Below are 20,899 nucleotides of genomic sequence, written 5' to 3'. Positions count from 1 at the left end.
TCATGGTCAAGTCCGTCAGCGAATACACCCGCAAGCGCAATTTTGAAATCACCTCCGAACCTGCTGAAACGCCGCAAAGGAAAGGCAAGGCGCGTACACGGGCACTGAGTTTCGTGATTCAGAAACACGATGCGCGCAACCTGCATTACGATTTCCGCCTGGAACTCGACGGGACCCTCAAAAGCTGGGCCGTGCCCAAGGGGCCGAGTCTGGACCCGACACAGAAACGTCTGGCGGTTCATGTGGAAGACCATCCTCTGGGTTACGCCAGCTTCGAGGGCAGTATTCCCAAAGGACAATATGGTGGCGGGGACGTGATTGTCTGGGATCGGGGAATCTGGCAACCCCATGGCGATCCGCAAGAGTCCTATCGCCAGGGCAAGCTCAAGTTCACCCTCACCGGGGAGAAGCTGACCGGCGACTGGGCACTGGTGCGTACGCGCCTCAAAGGCAGCGGTGCCAAGGAGCAATGGCTGCTGATCAAGGAAAAGGATGCCGTCTCCCGGCCTGCTGCCGAATACGACATCACTCGCGAACAGCCGCAAAGCGTGATCAGCGGCAATCAAGTGGGCGTGACGCGGACCGTCAGTGAGAAAAAAACGGCGAAAAAGCCCCGCCCCACGAAGCAGACCACCTTCCCCGAACAGCTTTCGCCTCAATTGGCGACTTTGGTAGAGGCGCCTCCCGAAGGTGACTGGCGCTACGAAATCAAGTTCGACGGCTATCGAATCCTCACCCGCTTTCATGGCGGTGAGGTGCAGCTGTTGACTCGCAACGGCAATGACTGGACCGAGCGCATGCCGGAACTGGTGGCTGCGCTCAAGGCCATGAAACTCAAGGACAGTTGGCTTGATGGTGAGGTGGTGGTTCTCGATGCAGAGGGGTTGCCGGATTTTCAGGCGCTGCAGAATGCCTTCGAGACCGGACGCAGCAAGGACATTCTTTATTACCTGTTCGATGCACCTTTTTTGAAAGGGCAGGACCTGCGCGATACGCCTCTGGAGGAGCGACGCGAAGCGCTCAGGCAAGTACTCGACAAGCAGCGCAGCCGCTTGCTGCGCTACTCCGATGCGTTTCGCTCCGGGCATCGGGACATTATCGAAAGTGCCAGCGCTATGGGGCTTGAGGGGGTGATCGGCAAGCGTGTCGGCAGCCCCTATGTCAGCAGGCGCAATGCTGACTGGATCAAACTCAAGTGCCGGTTGCGTCAGGAGTTCGTGATTGTCGGCTATACCGCTCCCCAGGGCAGCCGCAGCGGGTTTGGGGCCTTGCTCCTGGCAGTCAATGACGAAGATGCGGGGCTGGTGTATGCCGGTCGGGTCGGGACGGGTTTCAGTGCGGCTCTGCTCAAGCAATTGCATAAGCGCTTGGAGGCTTTGTGGCGCGATACATCTCCTCTGACCAGGCCGCTCAACCCGGCGCAGAGCCGTAGCGTCAAGTGGATCGAGCCGCAACTGGTCTGTGAAGTGGAGTTCGCCCAGTGGACCCGTGAGGGCATTCTGCGCCAGGCGACATTCGTGGGTTTGCGCAGCGATAAACCTGCCAGCGATATCGTTCGCGAGTATCCGCAGCAGGTTACTGCGCCCAGTGCCTCCAGGACTGCCCAAAAGGTCAATGTGGCAGGTATCGGCATCAGCCATCCTGAGCGGGACATCGACCGGGAAAGCAAGGCGCAGAAGATCGATCTGGCGCATTTCTACGAATCCATCGCCGACTGGATTCTGCCGCATCTGGCCAGCCGCCCGGTTGCCTTGCTGCGTTGTCCTGAAGGTGTCGAGGGCGAGCAGTTCTTTCAGAAGCACGCCGAGCGGCTGGTCATCCCGCACATCCATAAACTGGACCCGGCCCTGGACCCCGGCCATGCTCCGTTGATGGAGATCGATACAGTGCAGGCACTGATCGGTGCCATCCAGATGGGCGCCATCGAATTCCATACCTGGGGCGCGACCCACGAGCGGATCGAAACCCCGGATCATATGGTTCTGGATCTCGATCCCGATCCGGCCTTGCCTTGGCGCAGCATGATCGAAGCCACGCAAATGCTTCTGGCGGTGCTCGAAGAACTGGGGCTTGAGGCTTTTCTCAAGACCAGTGGTGGCAAAGGCATGCATATCATCGTGCCTCTGGCGCGGCAGGCCGACTGGGATAGCGTCAAGGCGTTTGCCAGGGCCATCGCCGAATTCGTCAGCCGACAGTTGCCAGAGCGCTTCACAGCGGTGATGGGACCGAAAAACCGTGTCGGCCGGATCTTCGTCGACTATTTGCGCAATACACGAGGCGGCAGTACGGTTACCGCTTATTCCGTGCGCGCCAGGCCCGGGCTTCCGGTATCGGTGCCCATCCGTCGTGATGAGCTGGAAGGGTTGCAATCCTCCCGGCAGTGGCACATTGGTAATCTTGAGCAGCGCTTGCGCCAGCTCGGGGCCGATCCCTGGGCGGGGTATCAGAACAGACAGCGCATTACGCAAAAGATGTGGAAGCAACTGGGGGCCGAACCAACCAGGAGAAAGCCATGACCTCATCGACCGGATTCACCCGCAGGCGGCTGCTCACTCTGGCTGCTGGAACGGCGGCTGCACTGGCGTTCGACAGCGCCGCTGCGAACGAAAAGCCACCGACCATTCTTTCGCCGTCTTCACCCTCGAAGCTGACCCAGGAAGGCAAGACTATGCTGACCCGAGCGATCCCCTCCAGTGACGAACCCATTCCCGTCGTCGGGCTAGGCACTTATCGCGGTTTTGATGTGGCGACTTCAAGCCCCGCCTACAGGCAATTGCGTGCCGTACTCGATGCGCTGTTTGCGGCGGGCGGCAGCGTTATCGACAGCTCGCCCATGTATGGCCGTGCCGAGCAGACGACAGGCGAGTTGCTGTCTATCCACGAACCCCGTTCTCCGGCCTTTCTGGCGACCAAGGTCTGGACCCGTGGGCGCAAGGAAGGTATCGAGCAGATGGAAGAGTCCTTCAGGTTATTGCAGACCGAGCGCATTGACCTGATGCAGATTCACAATCTGCTGGACTGGAAAACCCATCTGCCGACCCTGCGGGAGTGGAAGGAGCAGGGACGGATTCGCTACATCGGTATCAGCCATTACACCTCGTCGGCTTATGACGAAGTGGAAGCCGTGCTCAAGGCCGAGCCGCTGGATTTTCTGCAGATCAACTATGCGCTGGATGATCGCGACGCCGAGAAGCGCCTGTTGCCGCTGTGCCGGGAGCGCGGTGTGGCGGTGATCTGCAACCGGCCGTTTGGCGGCGGAGGCCTGCTCTCGCGACTCAAGGAAAAACCCTTGCCCGGCTGGGCCGGACAGGTGGAAGTGACCAGTTGGCCGCAACTGGCGCTCAAGTTCCTGCTGGCCAATCCGGCGGTGACCTGCGTGATTCCCGGCACCGGCAACCCGCGCTATATGGCCGAGAATGCCGGTGCAGGATTCGGCCCGATGCTGACCGATGCCCAGAGGCAGCAGTTGATTGCGTTGGTGGGCTGACGATTGGCGACTGAAATCGCTCCTACGGTAGGGGCGACTTCAGTCGCGAAAGCCACCCGTTACAGAATCCGGTACAGCAACCGCTCGATCCTGACCCGGCTGACCCGGCGCAGAAACTTGCTCACGCCTTCGGGGTAATTGGCCAGGGTATCCAGCTCGTCGTACTGGCCAACCCGTTGGGTGTTCTGCATCAACTGTTGAATCTCTGCTTCCCGCGGCTGGATCCACTGGCCTTTCGGGTCATCGATCAACAGGCCGTTTTCCAGATCGAGGTTGAAGGCGCGAGGGTTGAGGTTGTTGCCCGTCAGCAAGGTATAGCGCTCGTCTACCCAGACGCCCTTGAGGTGGAACGTGTTGTCGCCGTGTTTCCACAGATGCAGGTTTAGCCGGTGCTGGGCGATGGCCTTCTTGTGCTTCTGGGCGAAGCGACGCAGGCTGATTTCATACAGGTAGGGCAGGGCAGAGATGACCTTGAACGGCTCTTCGGGAGGAATGAAGAAGTCGTTGGCGGTCTTGTCGCCGATGATGATGTCGACTTTCACGCCGCGCTTGAGGGCGCGATTGATTTCCCGGGTCACTGCCACCGGCATGTTGAAATAGGGCGTGCAGATGGTCAGTTGCGTCTTGCTGGCAGCGATCAGGTCGCAGATGGCCCGGTTGAGCGGGTTGCGCGGGCCGACGCCCAGCAGTGGCATGATGCGCAGCTCGCCGTTTTCCTTGTCGCCAGCACTGGTTTCATAGGCGGCGCGTTTCAGGTTGCTGCGAAAGGCCCTGATCTCGCCACGCAGGCTGCGTGAGTCGGGGGGCGATTGCAGGTCCAGTCGGTGGACGGCTGGCGATGGCAGGATTTCGCGCTGCACCATGTCCACGAAGGCATCGGCCAGTTGTCTGTTCTGGATCAGGTGATAACGGTCCAGACGGTATTTGTCGAGCTTGTGCAGATAGACGTTATTGATGCTGGCGCCACTGTAGATGACGCAGTCGTCGATGATGCTGCCCTTGAGGTGCAGTACGCCGAACAGCTCGCGGGTCTGCACCGGCACGCCATGGATCGGGACTTCTTCGTCGTATTCCAGATTCTGCGCCTGATACCAGGCCGAGTTTCCTGCCTGACGACCCGCCCCGATCAGCCCCCGCTGGGCACGGAACCAGTCGACCAGCACCACGACATCCAGCTCGGGACGTGCAGCCTTGGCGGCATACAGTGCGTCGAGGATTTCCTGCCCGGCTTCGTCCTGTTGCAGATACAGGGCGATGATGTAGATGCGCCGGGTGGCAGAAGCGATCTTCTCCAGCAGGCAGCGTCGGTATTCAGCGGCAGAGGGAACAATGGTGATGGCATCGTCGGACAAGGCAAAACCGCGAAGCGTGGCCAGGGTCGAGCGTCGGAAGTTGGACTGCATAAGCCTCTCGAAGGGATAACCGGCAGCGCACGAGCTTACACCAGACTCGACACGAGGTCGCCGTTGAAGTCTGTCTCAATGATGTCTGTTTGTAATGTACAGACCGCGTCAGGCAACGCGGTCTGTACGTTCGATCAGTAACCGTTGCGTTTCAGAATCGCATCGATGCTGTCTTTGGCAGGCCGGCCATAGAACTTGAGGAGTTCCGTGGTGCGGTTGGTGAAGAAACCGTCGGCACCTGCGGCGCTGATCTGTTTGAAGTCCACAGCTTCATCCACGGTATAGGGATGAACCACCATGCCCTTGTCGTGGGTTATGTTGTTCATCCAGGGTTTGACCAGGTCCATGTAGCTCTGGTCGCCGCCGTTGGTGAGCTGCGAGGATGGGCCGGTACCTATGGCGCCATGAGCCTTTGCCCAGTCGATCCAGGCCACGAACTCTTCCTGGGATTTGATTTCCTGTGCGGCGTAATAGCTGGCCTTGTCCTTGAATCCGGAGTCCTTGAAAGGAACATTGGACTTGGGTTCTATCGAGCCTTCACCGATCCACAGCAACAGCACTTTGGGAACCTTGGGCATTTCCTTCTGCAGCAGTACCAGACTGGATTTGTCGAAGGTCTGCAAGACGACGCGCCCCGGTGACTGGGCGACGTTCACATGGCCAGCCGCTGCTGCCGGGCGTGGGCTGAGCCAGCCGCGCTTGGCCAGGGCCTTCTTCAGGTCGGCCTCGATGCCCGGAAACTGGGTCGGGACCTTGGTCTCGATATACAGACCCGGCTTGTTCGCGCCACCTTCGGCGATATCGATCACTTCATCCAGAGTCAGAATCTGCAGGCCGGCATAACTGTCGCGAGCCCGGGACGGGTAGGCCTTGTTGAACCAGGAGCCGGCATCCAGCTCCTTGAGTTCGGCCAGCGTGAAGCTGCTGACCGGGTCCTTGCTGCGCTTGGGATAGACCTGGGCGATATTGGTGGTGCGGTCGAGCGTGTCGTCATGCAGGGCAATCAATACCCCGTCCTTGGTGCGTTGAATATCCATTTCCAGATAGTCCGCACCCAGATCCCGTGCCAGGGTATAGGCCGGAATGGTTTCTTCCGGTGCATCGAACGAAGCCCCGCGATGGGCGATCACTGCCGGCCAGGGCAGGCCGTTCTTCTCACTGATGACCTTGCCCGGCGCGTCGGCTGCCGATGCCGTGCCTGTGGACAGCATCACACCGGCCATGACTGCGGTTGCCAACCAACGGGCCAACGGGTTCTTGTGAAACGGAAATCGGGAAAATCCTTGCATGATCTGCTTGTTCCTTGTGTGCATGAAGGGTCATGACGAAGCCACGGCATGAAGCATTGACCACATTTACAGGAAGTGATGTGACGATTCAAATCGTGCATCTTTCATTGCCCCCTGCCCAAGCACCCCAAGTCGCGTTACTGTCAGTCCTTTCATGACCCGTTAAGGAAAAGTGCATGACGACGGTACTGGTACTGGTCGAGAGCGTTAATGAATATTTGCCGATTCTGGAGAGCAGCGGTTTTCGCTTGATCCGTGCGCCCACGGCGGCCTTGCGGGCCGAGGCCATTGCCGAACATGGTCAGGAAATTTCCGCTGTGATGACTCGCGGCCCCTTGGGTTTCTTTGCCGAGGAAATGGACGCTTTGCCTCATCTGCGGATCATCTGTGTGTCGGGGGCCGGTTATGAGAAGGTCGACCTTGCGGCTGCCCAGGCTCGCGGCATCACCGTAACCAATGGGGCCGGGGTCAATGCGCCGACCGTGGCTGATCATACGATGGCATTGCTGCTGGCGATCGTGCGCGATATCCCTCAGAACGATGCGTCTGTGCGGCGCAGTGAATGGCGCAAGGTCACGTGCCCGTCATTCGCCGGCAAGCGCCTGGGGATTGTCGGTCTGGGGGCGGTCGGGCTGGCCATTGCCAAGCGGGCTCAGGCATTCGATATGTCGATCCAGTATCACAACCGCAAGGCCCGCAGCGATGTGGATTACCTGTGGTACGCGACCGTTCTCGAACTGGCGGCGGCTTCGGACTTCCTGATCATTTCGACGCCGGGCGGCAATGGCACGCAGCATCTGATCGATGCCCGGGTGCTCGAGGCCCTGGGGCCGCAGGGTTATATCGTGAATATCGCCCGGGCCAGCGTCGTCGATACCCAGGCGTTGGTCGAAGCCCTGCAGCAGCGCCGGATTGCCGGTGCGGGCCTGGATGTCTTCGATGACGAACCGCAAGTGCCGGATGTCTTCAAGACCCTCGACAATGTGGTGCTGACCCCCCATGTGGGCGGGCTTTCTCCCGAGGCATCGAAGGACATGGTCCTGATGGTCAACAAGAACCTGCTGGCGTTCTTCTCCGGGCAGCCGGTTCTGACACCGGTTCATGGTTGAGGCGATTCACTCCGTCCTCTCCAATGAGTAAAACCGAGTGTGCATTCAGGCATTGAATGCTTGCTGCAACGCCAATTCTGATTGCACTCAGGCACGCTTATAGTCCCGACCACACACATGGGAGGGACATGGACATGCAGGACGGTAACGGCAAGGCGCTGCGAATCGGTCTGGTAGGGGATTTCGATCCAGAGGTGCCTGCGCATCAGGCGATTCCACTGGCACTGGACATGGGGGCCGTCATAGACAGCCCTCAAGTTCAGCATCAATGGCTGCCGACACCGGAGATCGGGGAGGGGGAAATCCTGACCGGTTTCGACGGTATCTGGTGTGTGCCCGCCAGTCCTTATCGGGATATGCAGGGAGCGTTGACCGCCATTCGTTTTGCCCGGGAGCGGCAGATACCGTTTCTGGGCACCTGCGGCGGTTTTCAGCATGCCCTGATCGAATATGCCCGCAATTGCCTGGGCTGGCAGGACGCCGAGCATGCCGAAACCTCACCGGACTCGCCTCGCACCATCATTACTCCCTTGAGCTGTTCGCTGGTTGAAACCACGGCGGCGATCAAACTGCTGCCCGATTCGTTGATCGCTCAAGCCTACGGCACGTCTGAAATTGCCGAGCGTTATCGATGCCGCTACGGCCTGCGTCCTGAGCTGGAGGCCTCGATGTTCGGCCATGGGCTGAAGGTCAGCGGTCGCGGACCGGAAGGGGATATTCGCAGTATCGAGCTGCAAGGCCATCCGTTTTTTGTCGCCACACTGTTCCAGCCAGAGCGGGCGGCCCTGCAGGGTGTGGTTCCGGCGCTGGTTGCGGCTTTCGTCAGGGCTTGCGCCCGTCGTGCTGAAGGTATCTGTCCATGATCGCCGCCTGCTTTCCAACGCCTTATTACGCAGTGATCTTCTCCTCGTTGCGCACGGCCCAGGGTGCCCATGATTATGCAGTGGCGGCCCACAGGATGGTCGAACTGGCCAGGGAGCAACCGGGTTTTCTGGGCGTGGAGTCGGCTCGCGATGCTGACGGCCTGGGAATCACCGTTTCCTACTGGACGGACGAGCAGGCCATCCTGGGATGGAAGCAGCATATCGAACATGCCCGGGTGCGAGAGCTGGGACGTGCGCACTGGTATGAGGCCTGTACCACCAGAGTCTGCAAGGTCGAGCGGGACTATGCCTTCGAGGCCCAGACATGCTGAAACAATGATTCGGCCCTTTGGCCCTGTCTGAATCTGCGGGGATATGCCAGCATTGTGCTCTTTCAGCCACAAAGCCGCTTTTGTGTGGAGCCCTCATGAACGAAAAAACGGTCCAGCCTGCCGTGTTGCGTATCCCCGAAGGCTTGCAGGTCCCGGCCCAGGTGATCTGTCATGCCACCAGCCTGCGCCGGGCGAGCCGGCGTATCTGCCAGTTGTATGACGCAATCATGGCACCCTGCGGTTTGCGTTCGACCCAGCGTTCGATCCTGATGCAGATCGCTCGCAATCAGGCCCTGAGCATGACCGAGCTGGCCATGTTGCTGGTGCTGGACCGCTCGGCGCTGGCCCAGAATCTCAAGCCACTGGAGCGTGAAGGGCTGGTCTTGGTCGAAGTGGACCCTGAAGATCGACGCAGTCGACGAGTGCGGCTGACCCAGAGTGGTGTGGATAAACTGCTTGAGTCCCAGGCCCTGTGGGAACAGGCCCAGCGTTGCTATGAGACCGCTCTGGGAACCGAGCGGGCTCATGAGTTGCGTCAGTTGCTGGGCATGGTCCCGGTGGCCGATTACGGCGATGGCATCATCGGCGGGGTGTAGGTCAGCGTTGTGCCCAGTGCCCACAGCAATACCAGCACCAGCGGTGTATGCACCAGCAGTTGCACGAACGAGAAGCCGATCAGGTCCCGGGCCTTCAATCCCAGCACGCCCAGCAGCGGCAGCATATAGAACGGGTTGATCAGGTTGGGCAGCGCCTCGGCTGCGTTGTAGATCTGCACGGCCCAGCCCAGGTGATATTGCAGCTCATTGGCGACCTGCATCACATACGGCGCTTCGATGATCCACTTGCCGCCACCCGACGGAATGAAGAACCCCAGTACCGCCGAGTAGATGCCCATCAGCACGGCATAGGTGTCGTGGGTGGCAATGCTGGTGAAAAAGGTCGATATATGGTGCGCCAGAGTCTGGGCATCGCTGCCTTTGACGGTCGTCAGCAAGGCGGCAATGGAGCCGTAGAGTGGAAACTGGATCAGTACGCCCGTGGTGGTCGGCACGGCACGGGTCACCGCATCCAGAAAGCTGCGGGGACGCCAGTGCAGCAGTGCGCCGAGCATGATGAACAGAAAGTTATAGGTGTTCAGCCCTGAAATCGCAGTGATCGCCGGCTTGGTCGAAAACTCGTTGAAGAGCCAGCCGGCACCCAGCAACACCATCAGAATAATCAGCAGCGGGCTGTATTCCAGCCATTCGCCGGGCCGCGAGCGCGGTGGCAAGGGCGGCAGATTGAAAGCCGGGTCAACGCCACAGTCCCTGGCATCCTTTGCGGTGTTGGGGCCGGGTGCCGTGGCGTAGGCAACGATCAGGGAAATGACCACCAGCGCTGCCAGCATGACGCCCGATTGCCAGAGGAAAATGGTTTCGGTGAAGGGAATCACGCCCGTGATCGCCAGGATCGACGGCGGCAGGCTGCCCGGGTTGGCCTGCAGTTGTGCCGCTGAAGACGAAAGCCCCAGCGCCCAGACTGCGCCCAGTCCCAGATAAGCTGCAGCACCCGCGGCGCGGTAGTCCATGCGCAGGTCGGTACGACGGGCGAGGGCGCGTACCAGCAAGCCGCCGAACACCAGCGAGAGCCCCCAGTTCAGCAAGGAAGCCAGCATGGAAATCAGCGCCACCCAGGCCACGGCGGAGCGACCGTTTTTCGGGATGCGTGCCAGGCGGTCGATCAGGCGCACCGCAGGCGGTGAACTGGCGACTACATAGCCCCCGATGACCACGAAAGCCATTTGCATGGTGAAGGGAATCAGGCTCCAGAAGCCGTCACCGAACGCTTTGGCTGCTTCGGCCGGTCTGGCACCGATGGCCAGTGTCGCAAGGGTGACGATGGCTACCGCCAGCGCGGCAAAGACCCAGGAGTCGGGAAACCAGCGTTCGGCCCAGGCGGCACAGCGCAGGGCGAAGCGGGCAGAGCGGCTTTCTTCTATATGGGTGGTCACGTGGAGAGTACCTTTGATTATTGTTATGGGAGGAGGGCTCTCTGATTCGTCGCACAGGTATCAGGCCAGTCGATTTGCCAGCGAGCGTCCACGCTCAAGGCTAGCAAATCCCTGTGTTTTTCAGGCCAGTTGCTCCTGTTTGCTGCGCGCCAGCGTGACGCCGAGGCGGAAGTGATCTCCTGCGAACTCCATTCACTCATGCTGTTGCGTTTTGAGGTGCTGTTTCGCGAACAAGTCCGCTTGTGTGAGCGCGTGACAGCACGGTGTAAATGGATGGCAGCACGAACAAGGTGAAAAAGGTGCCTACCAGCATGCCGACAACGATCACCAGGCCGAGACCAAAACGGCTGTTGGCACCGGCTCCGCTGGCGAACAGCAAGGGGATCAGGCCCACTACCATTGCCGCCGTAGTCATCAGGATCGGTCTGAGTCGAATGCGTGACGCCTGTACGATCGCCGTAGCCGCTGTGCAACTTCTGAGCACCCGCAGCTCATTGGCGAATTCCACCATCAGAATCCCGTGTTTGCTGATCAGTCCGATCAGGGTCACGAGGCCGATCTGGGTATAGATATTCACGCTTGCCAGGCCCATGGCCAGAGGAATCAGCGCCCCACAGATCGACAATGGCACGGTGATCAGAATGATCAGCGGGTCGATCAGGCTTTCGTATTGAGCGGCCAGCACCATGAAAATCACCACCAGGGCAAACAGGAAGGCGATCAGCAGCGAGTTGCCTTCATGAATGAACTGTCTGGCATCGGCCTGCCAGTCTTGGCTGAAACCGGCAGGCAGGTTTTCGCCCTGGGCCTGCAGAAACTCCACGGCCTGGCCCAGGCTGACGCCCGGTGCCGGAACAGCCTGGAAGGTTGCAGCGTTCTGCTGATTGAACTGCTTGAGGGCATTGGGCTGAATGTCACGTTCCAGCGTGACCACACTGGAAAGCGGGACCTGACGACCCTGGTCGGTACTGACATAGATATTGTTCAGGGCCTGGGGTGTGAGGCGCTGGTCTGCCGAGGTCTGGGGAATGACGTCATAGGAGCGCCCCTGCAGTCCGAAGCGATTCGTATAGTTTTCGCCCATCAGCACCATCAGCGTGGTTCCGATGTCTTGCATGCGAATGCCCAGGCTGTTGGCCTTGCTGCGGTCGATACGTACTCTGACCATCGGGTTATTGAATGCAAGGTCACTGTCGACAACTGCAAACAGGCCGCTGTCCCGCGCCCGCTGCTTCAGATCCTCCATTGTCTCGTGCAGTACGCGATAGTCCTGGGTCGTGCGAATGACCCACTGCACGGGCAGCCCTCCGCTCGATGCCGGCAGGGCGGGCAACTGGAATACAAAGACGGCATTGCCTTCGGCAGCATCCACTGCCTGTTGCAGCTCGCTCTGGATCTGTACGGCGCTGCGTGTGCGTTCAGCCCACGGGGCGAAGTTGACGCCTGCGAAACTGGCGGCCACGCCATCGGTGCCGTTGATGATCCAGGTGCTGGATGCTTCTTCCAGTTGGCTCATGATGTCGCTCAACTGGTAGGCATAGCGTTCCACATAATCGAGGCTGGCGTTCTGTGGCGACTTGATCGCCAGCAGCAGATTGCCCTGATCCTCGTTGGGGGCCAGCTCTTTGGCGGCCATGCCATACAGCCAGGGCAGGCTGACCAGAACCAGCGCAGCAAAGGCCAGGACGGCTCCACGCAGACGAAGCGAGGCGATCAGCGCTCGTTGGTAACGTCGGGACAGATGTCGGAAAAACGCCTCGGCGCGCTGGCTCATGCGCGCTTCGCTCTGCCCCGAGGGCAGCAGACGGGTGCAAAGAACCGGAGTCAGGGTAAGCGCAATGACCCCGGATACCAGCACCGAACCGGCAAGCGTCAGGGCGAACTCCTTGAAGAGTGCGCCGGTAAGGCCCGCCATCAGGCCGATCGGCATGTAGACGGCCGCCAGGGTGATGGTCATGGCAATGACCGCCGATGCGATTTCCCGTGCACCTATCAGCGCAGCCTCCCAGGGCGAGCGGCCTTCACGGATATGGCGGTGAATGTTTTCCATGACGACAATGGCGTCGTCCACCACCAGCCCGATCGCCAGAACCATGGCAAGCAGGGTCAGCAGGTTGATGCTGAACCCGAACAGCATCATCAATCCCAGTGCGCCGAGCATGGACAGCGGAATGCTGATAATGGGGATCAGCACGCTGCGCACGGACCCCAGACACAGATAAATGATCAGAACCACGATCAGCGTGGCTTCGATCAGCGTTTCGATCACTTCGACGATAGAGGCGTGAATGAAATTTGCGGTTTCAAAGGCGAGGGCTACATGCACTCCCGGCGGCAAGGTCTTTTCGATTTCAGGCAGCAATTGCCTGATGGCTGCGACTATCGACAGTGGATTGCCGTCCGGCGTCGCATAAAGGCCCAGGTGCACGGCGGGTTTGCCATCCATCAAGGCGCTAGTTTCATAGGCTGCCGAACCCAGCTCTACGGTGCCGACATCGCGCAGACGCAATAAACGGTCTGCCTGATTGCTGATGACCATGTCGCGAAATTCTTTCAGGCTGCTCAGGTCGGTATTGACTTGGATCGAGCTGACAACGTACTGGCCCTTTATCTGGCCTGGTGCCGCCTGGAAGTTGTTGGCCTTGATTGCCCGCTCGACATCTTCGGCGCTGATACCGTGCCCGGCCAGGCGTATGGGATCGAGCCAGAGTCGCATGGCCAGACGCTGGCCGCCGAATGTCTGGACTTTGGCCACGCCGTCAATGCCGGAAAACAGCGGCTGAACAACCCGGTCTAGGTAATCGCTCAGTGCGGGCACTGCCATCCTGTCGCTTGAAAAGCCCACATAGGCCACCGCTGTGGCGTCTCCGGCAGAGCGTTCGATGACCGGGTCATAGGCTTGTTCGGGCAAGCGATACTTGACCTGATTGACCTTGGCGATCACCTCGCTCAAGGCCTTGCCGGAGTCCTGATTCAGCCCCAGGCGCAAGGTGATGAGACTGCGTCCCTGGACCGATGATGAACTGACGTAATCGACGCCCTGGACCGATGCCAGGGACTGGTTCAGAGGCTGGGTCACGAAACCCTGCATCAGTTCGGCCGGAGCGCCGGGATACTCTGTGCTCACGGTAATGGTCGAGCTTTCCAGAAGCGGGTACTGGCGCACCGTCAGGTCCTGATAGGCCTTGAGCCCGGCCAGTACGATAAGCAGGCTGACTACCAGCGCCAGCACCGGGCGTTTGACAAAGACATCCGTGAACTTCACAGCTCTGCTCCCTTGAAGGTGTCATGCAGGTGTGAGGCAGAGGTGTCGAGCACGCTCTTGGCCACCGGTTCGATCACGGCACCGTCACTGAGCTTCAACTGCCCCGAAACCACCACGCGGTCATCGCGCAACACGCCCTGTTCGATGATGACCCGGCCATCGCGGCGTTCTCCGGTCTTCACGGCGACCCGACGTACCCTGGGTGCCTGCCGGTCATCCTGTGCCGGTTCGAGCACATAGATTTCTTCTCCATAGGCGTTATAGGTGATCGCCGTTTCCGGTACGGTCAATACATCCCTGGGCTGTGCCTGAGGCACTTTCACCCGGGCAAACATGCGCGGCAGTGCAGCCTCGGGCGGGTGTTGCAGGCGTGCCTGAACGTTGACCATCCGCGAGCGGTCAAGAATGGGGTCCAGAGTGGTGACCATGCCGGTTATCGGTTGGTCCGGCAGAGCGTCGAGCACGACTTCCAGCGGACGACCGGGCTGGATATGGGGCAGGGCATGTTCCGGCACGCTGAAGTTGACGTAGAAACCCTCGTTGCCGACCAGATTGATCAGGGTTTGTCCTGCCGTGACATATTGGCCCAGATGCACCTGGCGAATGCCCAGGGTGCCGGCAAAGGGCGCCTTGATGGTGAGCTGATCGATTTCGGCTTCGAGTGCCTGCAAGGCACCCTTTGCCGCCAGGTATTCGCTTTGTGCATCGCCTTCTTCCTGGCGTGACATTGCGTCGAGGGAGGTGAGCTTGCGGGCGCGTTGCAGGCGTGCCTGGCTGTTCTGCATCTTGCCTTGCAGGCGCACCAGGTCTGCGCGCTGGCGCGCATCGTTCAGGCGCACCAGCACCTGGCCGCGCTCGACCTGCTGCCCCGAATGGATGGGCAGGGCGATGACACGCCCACCGACCTCGGCAGGGACGCTGACCTCCTGGAAAGCTTCCAGCTCGCCGATGGCTTCCAGATAGTCGGTGAAAGGCGAGCTGTCGACCCGGGCAACGGCTACCTTCACAGGCTTCACCGCAGCAGCCTCCACTGGCTGGGCCGTGCTTGTGCGAAACGTCCAGAGGCCGCCCAGAATGACCAGTCCCGAGAACAGCAGAAGGATGAGGGGATGGCGCCTCGCTGCACCTGCATCAATCATGGGGTTCTTCCTTGAATGGCTTTTAGTAGATCGGCCAGCAACCCGGCGTGAGCAGTTCCACAAGATGGTCGTCCGGGTCGCGGAAATAAATGCTCGACCCGCCCTTTGGCCATTGGGTCCGGCCTTCTATGGGAATGCCTGCCTGGGTGAGTCGCTCGGTCCAGGGCGTCATGTCTGCAGTGTCGATGGCAAAGCAGACATGGATTCGGCCTCGGGCATCATGGGGCGGGATTTCTCCACCGCTCAGGTGTTTGGTCTCCAGTGAGGCGCCTTGCTTGAACAGCAGCAGGGCGTTCGCTCCGCCAACGTTCAGGGCAACCAGAACGTTGCTTTCCACCATCACTTCGAGCCCAAGCGTCTTGTAGTAAAAATTCTTGGCTTCTGTAAGATCTTTCACATAAAGCGCGGTCTCAATGATCCTGTTGAGTCGCGGCATATTTCGCTCTCCTTATGGAATCAAGGAAGCACCCTCTCTCCCGACGTTGGAAGGCTAAGGATGGCAACTGTTTTATTGCGTAATATCGACCTGAATCTGCTGGTGGTTCTCGATGCTCTGCTGACAGAAAAGCATGTCACCCGTACGGGGGAGCGACTGCATCTGAGTCAGCCAGCCATCAGTCACTCCTTGAGCAAGTTGCGCAGTCTGCTGGATGACCCGATCCTGATCAGGAAGGGCAATGAGGTGTTTCTCAGTGCTTTGGCAATCAGCATTCAGGTTCCTCTCAAGAATCTGCTGAGTCAGATCGAAGCCTTGTTCGGCAGCTCGATTGCCTTCGAGCCAGCCACGTCCCGACGCACCTTCAACCTGGCCATGTCGGATTACGGTGCGGCAATCGTCTTGCCCAAACTGCTGGTCCGTTTTCGTCGCGAAGCGCCCCATACCACCCTGGTCGTGACTCAGAGCAGCCGCCACGGAATGCTTGAGCAAGTCGCTCAGGGCAAGATCGATCTGGCGCTTGGTGTGTTTCCCAACCTGCCGACCGATATCGCCCAGGCTACGCTGTTCGAGGAAACCTTTTCGTGCCTGCTCGACCGCAATACCTTGCCGCCGGGTGGAACGCTCGATCTCGAGAATTACCTGTTGCGTCCGCATATCTCCGTTTCCATGGATGGGAGCGTGGGAGAGGTGGACACGCTGTTGCGTGCCCAGGGCCTGCACCGACGCATCGCCGTCAGCGTGCCGCACTGGCGTACGGCGCCGGGCATGATCAGTAATACCGACCTGATCCTTACCGTGGCCACGCGCACGCTGGATGAAGCACTGCTTGACGATTCGCTGATACAACTCACACCTCCGTTGACCATTCCGCCGTTTCCGTTCGTACAGATCTGGCATCACCGGTTCAATGAAGACCCGGCCCACCAATGGCTACGCGAGCAGGTCGCACAGGCGGCCGCTCATCGCACCGTCTCGTTCTGATCGGGCCGCAGCCGCAAACGCAGGTCCGGTCCGATGCTGGTCACCTCATACAGACTGAAATTCAGACTGTCGTGCAGGCTGGTCAATTCCGGGAGATGGACCATCGGCCGGGCGATGTCGCCCAACAGACGTGGTGCGATGTAGACCAGCAGTTCGTCCACCAGGCCGGCCATGAGCAGCGCACCGGCCAGAGTGGGACCGGCCTCCACGAAGACATCGTGCAGGCCACGCTCGCTGAGCACGTGCATCAACTGCGCAAGATCCACTCCGTTCTCGTCACTTTGCAAACGCAGTACTTCGTTGCCCGTGGTGGTGGATGGGTCCAGCGAAGCGTCCAGCCCGATCACATGCAGGCTGGGCGCCAGACTGTTGAATACCCGTGCGTTGCCGGGTACCCGGGCCTTGCTGTCGAGTACGACCCTGACCGGAGGCAAGGCTGCCGGTGAAGACAGATGGCGTACGGTCAGCAGCGGGTCATCAGCCAGTACAGTGCCACTGCCGGTCACGATAGCGGCACTGGCCGCCCTCCAGAGTTGTACATCGCTGCGTGCCTGGTGACTGGAAATCCATTGCGAACGACCGTTGCTCAGCGCCGTCCGGCCATCCAGACTCATCCCCAGCTTGAGCTGCACCCAGGGTCTCTGTCGTTCGACACTGGACAGAAAGCCGCGATTGAGTTCCCGGGCGGCTGTCCTGAACAACCCCACCTTGACTTCGATACCCGCTTCACGGAGCTGCGCGATTCCCCGCCCGTTGACCTTTTCGAAAGGGTCTTCATGGGCGACGACCACCGTGGCAATTCCACTGTCGATCAAGGCTTGATGGCAGGCACCGGTACGCCCTACATGACTGCAGGGCTCCAGTGTTACATAGGCCGTGGCACCTTTTGCCAGTGCCCCGGCCTGACGCAACGCGAAGACTTCGGCATGCGGCCCGCCAGCGCTGCGATGCCAGCCTTCTCCCACCACCTGTGCGCCGTGGGCAATCACACAGCCCACCCGAGGGTTGGGCCATGTGGAGTGACTGCCACGCGCGGCCAGCGACAATGCATGCTGCATGTGCTGGAAGTCGCATTCAGTAAAGTGGTTCATACCTGCGCCTGAACCTTGATCGGGTAAATGCGTCCGTCATAGGCACTGGCCAGGAAGCCTGTGCCATCAATGTTGTGAGAGATGCAGGAGATACCGCTGGCCGTCGGTTTCTCTACAGCCACCCAGCGACGCTTGGCAACATCGAAAATGGCCACTGTCCCGCCATAACTGCCTGTTGCGATCTGCGTGTGGTCGGGGGAAATGGCGATGCACTTGATCGAGTGCTGATGAGGCGTGTCGTAGACCTCGTCCTGACCATTGCGCCACAGGCGGAGTTTCAGGTCTCTGCCGATACTGGCAAAACCATCTTCAATACGGGTGCAGCCGTTGGAGATACGAGCATGAGCCTTGTCCAGATAGCGCTCCAGGCCGAAGTCGCTGATCCGGTGAAAGGCCGCCGCGGCCGTGGCGCATACGCTGAACAGGAACGTCTCGTCGGCAGCGATACCCTTGATGGCATTCTCATGCAGTTGTACCGAGGTGACGAAGCGGGGCTGTCCTGCTTCCAGAGCGAAAATCAGCGCCTCGCCGGTGTAGGTCCCGATGGCTGCATGCAACTGGCCGTCTTTCTCGAACGTGGTGCCACAGTTGAGGGGCGAGCGATGCTGATAGAGGGTGTCCCCGGTACGGGCGTCGAACACGGTGCCCATCTGCCCGCCTGTCAGAACGCTGTCGCCGAATGGCAGCAGGAAGTTGCAGAGGCTGCCGGCGTGGGTGCTGGCCTGACCATTGATCTGCAGAATACCGGCATCGCCAATGCTGTAGATGTCATCGTTGACGACAGCCACGGCATTGAGGCTGATCGCAGGCTCGATACCCTCCAGGTCCCAGACCTGTGTCTTGAAGTTCCAGGTCGCGTAGCGGGAGCCGAAGGTCACGAAGGCGATGCGGTCGGTTCCCAGCAGCGTACAGCTGCGTGGCCAGATGATGCTGGGCAGGGACGTCTGGGCGGTCTTGACCAGGTTGTTGCGCTCATCCAGATGCCAGAGTATGACGCAGCGGTCGTAGCTCAGGCTGACCAGCAGACGCTGCTCGTCATCCCAGATGATGCGCTTGATTCCGGCAGCATGGGCCGGATGCAGATGAGTGCCGCTGGCATCGATGAGGGAAATCTTGCCTTCATCGTCACCGGCGAAAATGATTCCGTCCCGTGACAGCGCAACGGTGTCGGTTTCCACACCGCCCAGATCGATGAGTTCAAGCTGGACGCCGGTCTGGGCGCACCAGCGGCGAATCGAGCCATCGTCGCTGCTTGAAACCAGTGTGCGGCCATCGGCAGACCAACTGACCGAAATCACATCGGCACTATGGCCTTCGAGGATATGCCGGGTATGCCCTTGCAGGTCGAACAGACGCAGCGTGTGATCGCGTGAACTGGTCGCGATGGTCTGGCCATCCGGCGAGAACGCGGCCATCTCGATGTCATCTTCATGGCCGATCAACACGGCCTTGAGACGCAGGCTGGGCACTTCCCAGACGCGGGCCGTGTAGTCGCTGCTGGCACTGACCAGTAACGTACCGTCGGCATTGAAGGCGCATTGATTGGCCAGGTGGTCATGCAGTACGCGCTGGATAGGGGTTTTGGTTTTGGCATCCCAGAGGATGACCTGATTGTCGTAACCGGCGGTGGCTACATAGCGATCCTTGAAAGCGTTGATACCACTGATAGGTCCGAAATGGCGCATGATCTATATCCTTTAGATAATTGGGAAACCCGAATTTCAGTCAGCCGCTGTCGGCCTGTATATAAGGCAGGCAGTCAGAGAGAGTCAGTCAGTTGGTAATGGCGATACGGTGTTGTTTCTTGTCGATCTTGGCCTGCAGATAGTTTCGGTTATGTTCGGTGATGAGGACGCCAGTAGGAATGACGTCTGAAACATGTATGCCGTTTGATTCCAGAGCCGACACTTTTTCGGGGTTGTTGGTAATAATACGGCAATCAGTAATGCCCACGGCTTTCAACATGCTGGCCGCCAGAGAAAAGTCCCGATCATCTTCCGGGAAACTGAGGTGTGTATTGGCTTCAAATGTATCCAGGCCCGTATCTTGAAGTCGATAGGCTTCAAGCTTTGCATACAAGCCGATACCGCGTCCTTCCTGACGCAAATAAATAAGATAGCCGCCTTCTTTATGCATGCGATTGATGGACTCGGTCAATTGAGGTCCGCAATCGCAGCGTTGGGAACTGAAGACATCGCCGGTCAGGCATTCGGAATGGATACGTACCAGTGGACTTTCCGGGCGGTCGGGTCCCAGTTTGATCAAAATGTGTTCATGTTTCGGATCGAGTCCGCTAAAAGTGAAAAACGTGCCAGGGCATTGACCTTCATTAAGAGGAATATCAACTTTATTACGCACTTTGACAGTTTTCATGATTAACCTTCTTACTGTGTGATGAGGCTATTTTTTTTATGGCGCACTTGGGCAACGGTTCAAGTCGAAGGTGTTTCTGCAAGGCGAAACCCCATGACATAGATGGGACGAGGGTATTTGCCGTGGCGTCGGCAATTACGCGCCAGATCTCTGAAGCGGGTGAAGCTCCCGCCTCTGGCGACGCGATGAGTTCCTACAACGGTAACCAGGTCGTCTTCGATCGCCTGACCGCCGGGGTAGGGGGCGTAATCGTCGGCGACGTATTCTTCGACATTGCCTGCCATGTCCATGCAGCCGAACGCGGAGGCACCCTGGCTGAATGCACCGATGGGGGAGGTGGTGAACAGCCCCAGCTCTGCCGTATTGCAATGGTCGGGCAGGAAGCTGTTGCCCCACGGAAAGACCAGATTCCTGGGGCCGGCCGCGGCGTATTCCCATTCCGCTTCCAGTGGCAGACGGAATTGACGTCCGGTATGGCTGTTGAGCCAGTCGATGTAGGCCTCGACATCCTCGACGGTCAAGCCGAATACCGGGTGATTGGCCCGATCCGTTGGAAACTGCCCGAAAAGCCAGTTATCCGGGATCCGGGGTTGCTGCGAGTCTTCCAGAAACGCCCGGTATTCCAGGTTGGTGACCGGAAACTTGCCGATACGGTAGGGCTGGAGTGTCACGGCGTGGCGAGGTACTTCCTTTTCGATCCAGGATCGATCAAGCCCAAGCCCGCTCATTTCCTGCATGACCGCATCGACCTCATCGGCCGCCAGTCCTGTGGACACCTTGCCGCCTCTGATATCAATCATCTGCGGGTCGAATACGTTGATGCGCGTGTCCACGGTCTGCGCGAGCAACTTGCCGGCTGCCAGTCGGACCTGCAACGTGGCTTCAGGATCCTGGAGGCGCTCGATCAGCCGATCCGTGGGCTCCTGAGCCAGCAGTTTCCAGGTCGCCAGAGGCAGCGACATGTTGCGGGTCTGCTGAAAGTGCTCGGGCAGTCCCATCAGATACCTGTCGGTCATCTGAGGAGTCAGTGGCCCTTCAAAGACCGGCCAGTGGGTGAATGAATGATTTTTCGCCATTTGAGACGTATCTCCTGCGGGAATCACGGAGTATCGCCAGCCCCGTCTGAGGGGCTGCGAGT

Annotated in this window: 17 protein-coding genes; 7 read left to right on the top strand and 10 right to left on the bottom strand. The window is 59.4% G+C overall.

What is annotated here, in order from left to right; all coding sequences use genetic code 11:
* The first annotated feature begins 2 nt into the window (after positions 1 to 2).
* Positions 3 to 2,516 carry a DNA ligase D gene (gene ligD / locus JSY17_RS21095; protein ID WP_201013448.1) on the top strand — a complete coding sequence of 838 codons (2,514 nt, stop codon included), beginning with the start codon at positions 3 to 5 and terminating at the stop codon, positions 2,514 to 2,516.
* Positions 2,513 to 3,487 (top strand): aldo/keto reductase, encoded by a 975-nt coding sequence (locus JSY17_RS21090; RefSeq protein ID WP_117186309.1) that lies wholly within the window; start codon positions 2,513 to 2,515, stop codon positions 3,485 to 3,487. The genes ligD and JSY17_RS21090 overlap by 4 nt, the downstream gene beginning before the upstream one ends.
* Positions 3,488 to 3,546: 59 nt before the next feature.
* Here the strand turns inward: JSY17_RS21090 and pssA are convergent, their stop codons facing one another.
* The gene (gene pssA / locus JSY17_RS21085) at positions 3,547 to 4,890 is read right to left on the bottom strand and encodes a CDP-diacylglycerol--serine O-phosphatidyltransferase (RefSeq protein WP_206402876.1); all 1,344 of its coding nucleotides are present in this window, start codon (positions 4,888 to 4,890) and stop codon (positions 3,547 to 3,549) included.
* Between the two features lie 134 nt (positions 4,891 to 5,024).
* The gene (locus tag JSY17_RS21080) at positions 5,025 to 6,179 is read right to left on the bottom strand and encodes a glycerophosphodiester phosphodiesterase (protein ID WP_200999500.1); all 1,155 of its coding nucleotides are present in this window, start codon (positions 6,177 to 6,179) and stop codon (positions 5,025 to 5,027) included.
* Between the two features lie 176 nt (positions 6,180 to 6,355).
* Here JSY17_RS21080 and JSY17_RS21075 point away from each other — a divergent pair, with 176 nt between their 5' ends.
* The 4 genes from JSY17_RS21075 to JSY17_RS21060 all read left to right on the top strand — a co-directional run bounded on the left by JSY17_RS21075 (position 6,356) and on the right by JSY17_RS21060 (position 9,079).
* The gene (locus JSY17_RS21075; RefSeq protein WP_117166221.1) at positions 6,356 to 7,288 is read left to right on the top strand and encodes a 2-hydroxyacid dehydrogenase; all 933 of its coding nucleotides are present in this window, start codon (positions 6,356 to 6,358) and stop codon (positions 7,286 to 7,288) included.
* Between the two features lie 128 nt (positions 7,289 to 7,416).
* Positions 7,417 to 8,151, top strand: coding sequence for a CTP synthase C-terminal region-related (seleno)protein (locus JSY17_RS21070; RefSeq protein WP_206402875.1), 735 nt, complete (start codon positions 7,417 to 7,419; stop codon positions 8,149 to 8,151).
* Positions 8,148 to 8,483, top strand: a complete 336-nt coding sequence (locus JSY17_RS21065; protein ID WP_117186313.1) for an antibiotic biosynthesis monooxygenase family protein — start codon at positions 8,148 to 8,150, stop codon at positions 8,481 to 8,483. Before JSY17_RS21070 ends, JSY17_RS21065 begins: the two co-directional genes overlap by 4 nt.
* Before the next feature lie 95 nt (positions 8,484 to 8,578).
* The gene (locus JSY17_RS21060) at positions 8,579 to 9,079 is read left to right on the top strand and encodes a MarR family winged helix-turn-helix transcriptional regulator (protein WP_206402874.1); all 501 of its coding nucleotides are present in this window, start codon (positions 8,579 to 8,581) and stop codon (positions 9,077 to 9,079) included.
* Here JSY17_RS21060 and JSY17_RS21055 read toward each other — a convergent pair.
* The 4 genes from JSY17_RS21055 to JSY17_RS21040 form a co-directional block, all read right to left on the bottom strand.
* Positions 9,049 to 10,473: a short-chain fatty acid transporter gene (locus tag JSY17_RS21055; protein ID WP_117166217.1), complete on the bottom strand. Its 1,425-nt coding sequence runs from the start codon at positions 10,471 to 10,473 to the stop codon at positions 9,049 to 9,051. The two genes, JSY17_RS21060 and JSY17_RS21055, sit on opposite strands and share 31 nt — an antisense overlap.
* A 196-nt stretch (positions 10,474 to 10,669) precedes the next feature.
* Positions 10,670 to 13,738 carry a MexW/MexI family multidrug efflux RND transporter permease subunit gene (locus JSY17_RS21050; RefSeq protein WP_206402873.1) on the bottom strand — a complete coding sequence of 1,023 codons (3,069 nt, stop codon included), beginning with the start codon at positions 13,736 to 13,738 and terminating at the stop codon, positions 10,670 to 10,672.
* Positions 13,735 to 14,877: an efflux RND transporter periplasmic adaptor subunit gene (locus tag JSY17_RS21045; RefSeq protein ID WP_117183751.1), complete on the bottom strand. Its 1,143-nt coding sequence runs from the start codon at positions 14,875 to 14,877 to the stop codon at positions 13,735 to 13,737. The genes JSY17_RS21050 and JSY17_RS21045 overlap by 4 nt, the downstream gene beginning before the upstream one ends.
* Before the next feature lie 22 nt (positions 14,878 to 14,899).
* Positions 14,900 to 15,313, bottom strand: a complete 414-nt coding sequence (locus JSY17_RS21040; RefSeq protein ID WP_117183750.1) for a VOC family protein — start codon at positions 15,311 to 15,313, stop codon at positions 14,900 to 14,902.
* A 60-nt stretch (positions 15,314 to 15,373) separates the two neighbouring features.
* Between JSY17_RS21040 and JSY17_RS21035 the strand changes: the two genes are divergently transcribed.
* The gene (locus tag JSY17_RS21035; RefSeq protein ID WP_117183749.1) at positions 15,374 to 16,297 is read left to right on the top strand and encodes a LysR family transcriptional regulator; all 924 of its coding nucleotides are present in this window, start codon (positions 15,374 to 15,376) and stop codon (positions 16,295 to 16,297) included.
* Here JSY17_RS21035 and ribD read toward each other — a convergent pair.
* The 4 genes from ribD to JSY17_RS21015 all read right to left on the bottom strand — a co-directional run bounded on the left by ribD (position 16,276) and on the right by JSY17_RS21015 (position 20,837).
* Positions 16,276 to 17,388 (bottom strand): bifunctional diaminohydroxyphosphoribosylaminopyrimidine deaminase/5-amino-6-(5-phosphoribosylamino)uracil reductase RibD, encoded by a 1,113-nt coding sequence (gene ribD, locus JSY17_RS21030; RefSeq protein ID WP_206402872.1) that lies wholly within the window; start codon positions 17,386 to 17,388, stop codon positions 16,276 to 16,278. The two genes, JSY17_RS21035 and ribD, sit on opposite strands and share 22 nt — an antisense overlap.
* Positions 17,385 to 19,073, bottom strand: a complete 1,689-nt coding sequence (locus JSY17_RS21025; protein WP_206402871.1) for a WD40 repeat domain-containing protein — start codon at positions 19,071 to 19,073, stop codon at positions 17,385 to 17,387. Before JSY17_RS21025 ends, ribD begins: the two co-directional genes overlap by 4 nt.
* An 88-nt stretch (positions 19,074 to 19,161) precedes the next feature.
* On the bottom strand, positions 19,162 to 19,761 hold the full coding sequence (locus tag JSY17_RS21020) for a GTP cyclohydrolase II (protein WP_206402870.1): 600 nt from the start codon (positions 19,759 to 19,761) through the stop codon (positions 19,162 to 19,164).
* A 59-nt stretch (positions 19,762 to 19,820) separates the two neighbouring features.
* A complete protein-coding gene (locus JSY17_RS21015) occupies positions 19,821 to 20,837 on the bottom strand; it encodes a formylglycine-generating enzyme family protein (protein WP_117183745.1) in 1,017 nt (338 codons plus the stop codon).
* Between the last annotated feature and the right edge of the window lie 62 nt (positions 20,838 to 20,899).

The organism is Pseudomonas capsici (genome assembly GCF_017165765.1).
Classification (GTDB): Bacteria; Pseudomonadota; Gammaproteobacteria; order Pseudomonadales; family Pseudomonadaceae; genus Aquipseudomonas; species Aquipseudomonas capsici.
This window is presented reverse-complemented; position numbering and strand designations above follow the sequence as displayed.

Coding starts and splice junctions, on each gene's coding strand:
- ligD (WP_201013448.1), top strand. CDS start 3: ATGGTCAAGTCCGTCAGCGAATACACCCGCAAGCGCAATTTTGAAATC.
- JSY17_RS21090 (WP_117186309.1), top strand. CDS start 2,513: ATGACCTCATCGACCGGATTCACCCGCAGGCGGCTGCTCACTCTGGCT.
- pssA (WP_206402876.1), bottom strand. CDS start 4,890: ATGCAGTCCAACTTCCGACGCTCGACCCTGGCCACGCTTCGCGGTTTT.
- JSY17_RS21080 (WP_200999500.1), bottom strand. CDS start 6,179: ATGCAAGGATTTTCCCGATTTCCGTTTCACAAGAACCCGTTGGCCCGT.
- JSY17_RS21075 (WP_117166221.1), top strand. CDS start 6,356: ATGACGACGGTACTGGTACTGGTCGAGAGCGTTAATGAATATTTGCCG.
- JSY17_RS21070 (WP_206402875.1), top strand. CDS start 7,417: ATGGACATGCAGGACGGTAACGGCAAGGCGCTGCGAATCGGTCTGGTA.
- JSY17_RS21065 (WP_117186313.1), top strand. CDS start 8,148: ATGATCGCCGCCTGCTTTCCAACGCCTTATTACGCAGTGATCTTCTCC.
- JSY17_RS21060 (WP_206402874.1), top strand. CDS start 8,579: ATGAACGAAAAAACGGTCCAGCCTGCCGTGTTGCGTATCCCCGAAGGC.
- JSY17_RS21045 (WP_117183751.1), bottom strand. CDS start 14,877: ATGATTGATGCAGGTGCAGCGAGGCGCCATCCCCTCATCCTTCTGCTG.
- JSY17_RS21040 (WP_117183750.1), bottom strand. CDS start 15,313: ATGCCGCGACTCAACAGGATCATTGAGACCGCGCTTTATGTGAAAGAT.
- JSY17_RS21035 (WP_117183749.1), top strand. CDS start 15,374: ATGGCAACTGTTTTATTGCGTAATATCGACCTGAATCTGCTGGTGGTT.
- ribD (WP_206402872.1), bottom strand. CDS start 17,388: ATGAACCACTTTACTGAATGCGACTTCCAGCACATGCAGCATGCATTG.
- JSY17_RS21025 (WP_206402871.1), bottom strand. CDS start 19,073: ATGCGCCATTTCGGACCTATCAGTGGTATCAACGCTTTCAAGGATCGC.
- JSY17_RS21020 (WP_206402870.1), bottom strand. CDS start 19,761: ATGAAAACTGTCAAAGTGCGTAATAAAGTTGATATTCCTCTTAATGAA.
- JSY17_RS21015 (WP_117183745.1), bottom strand. CDS start 20,837: ATGGCGAAAAATCATTCATTCACCCACTGGCCGGTCTTTGAAGGGCCA.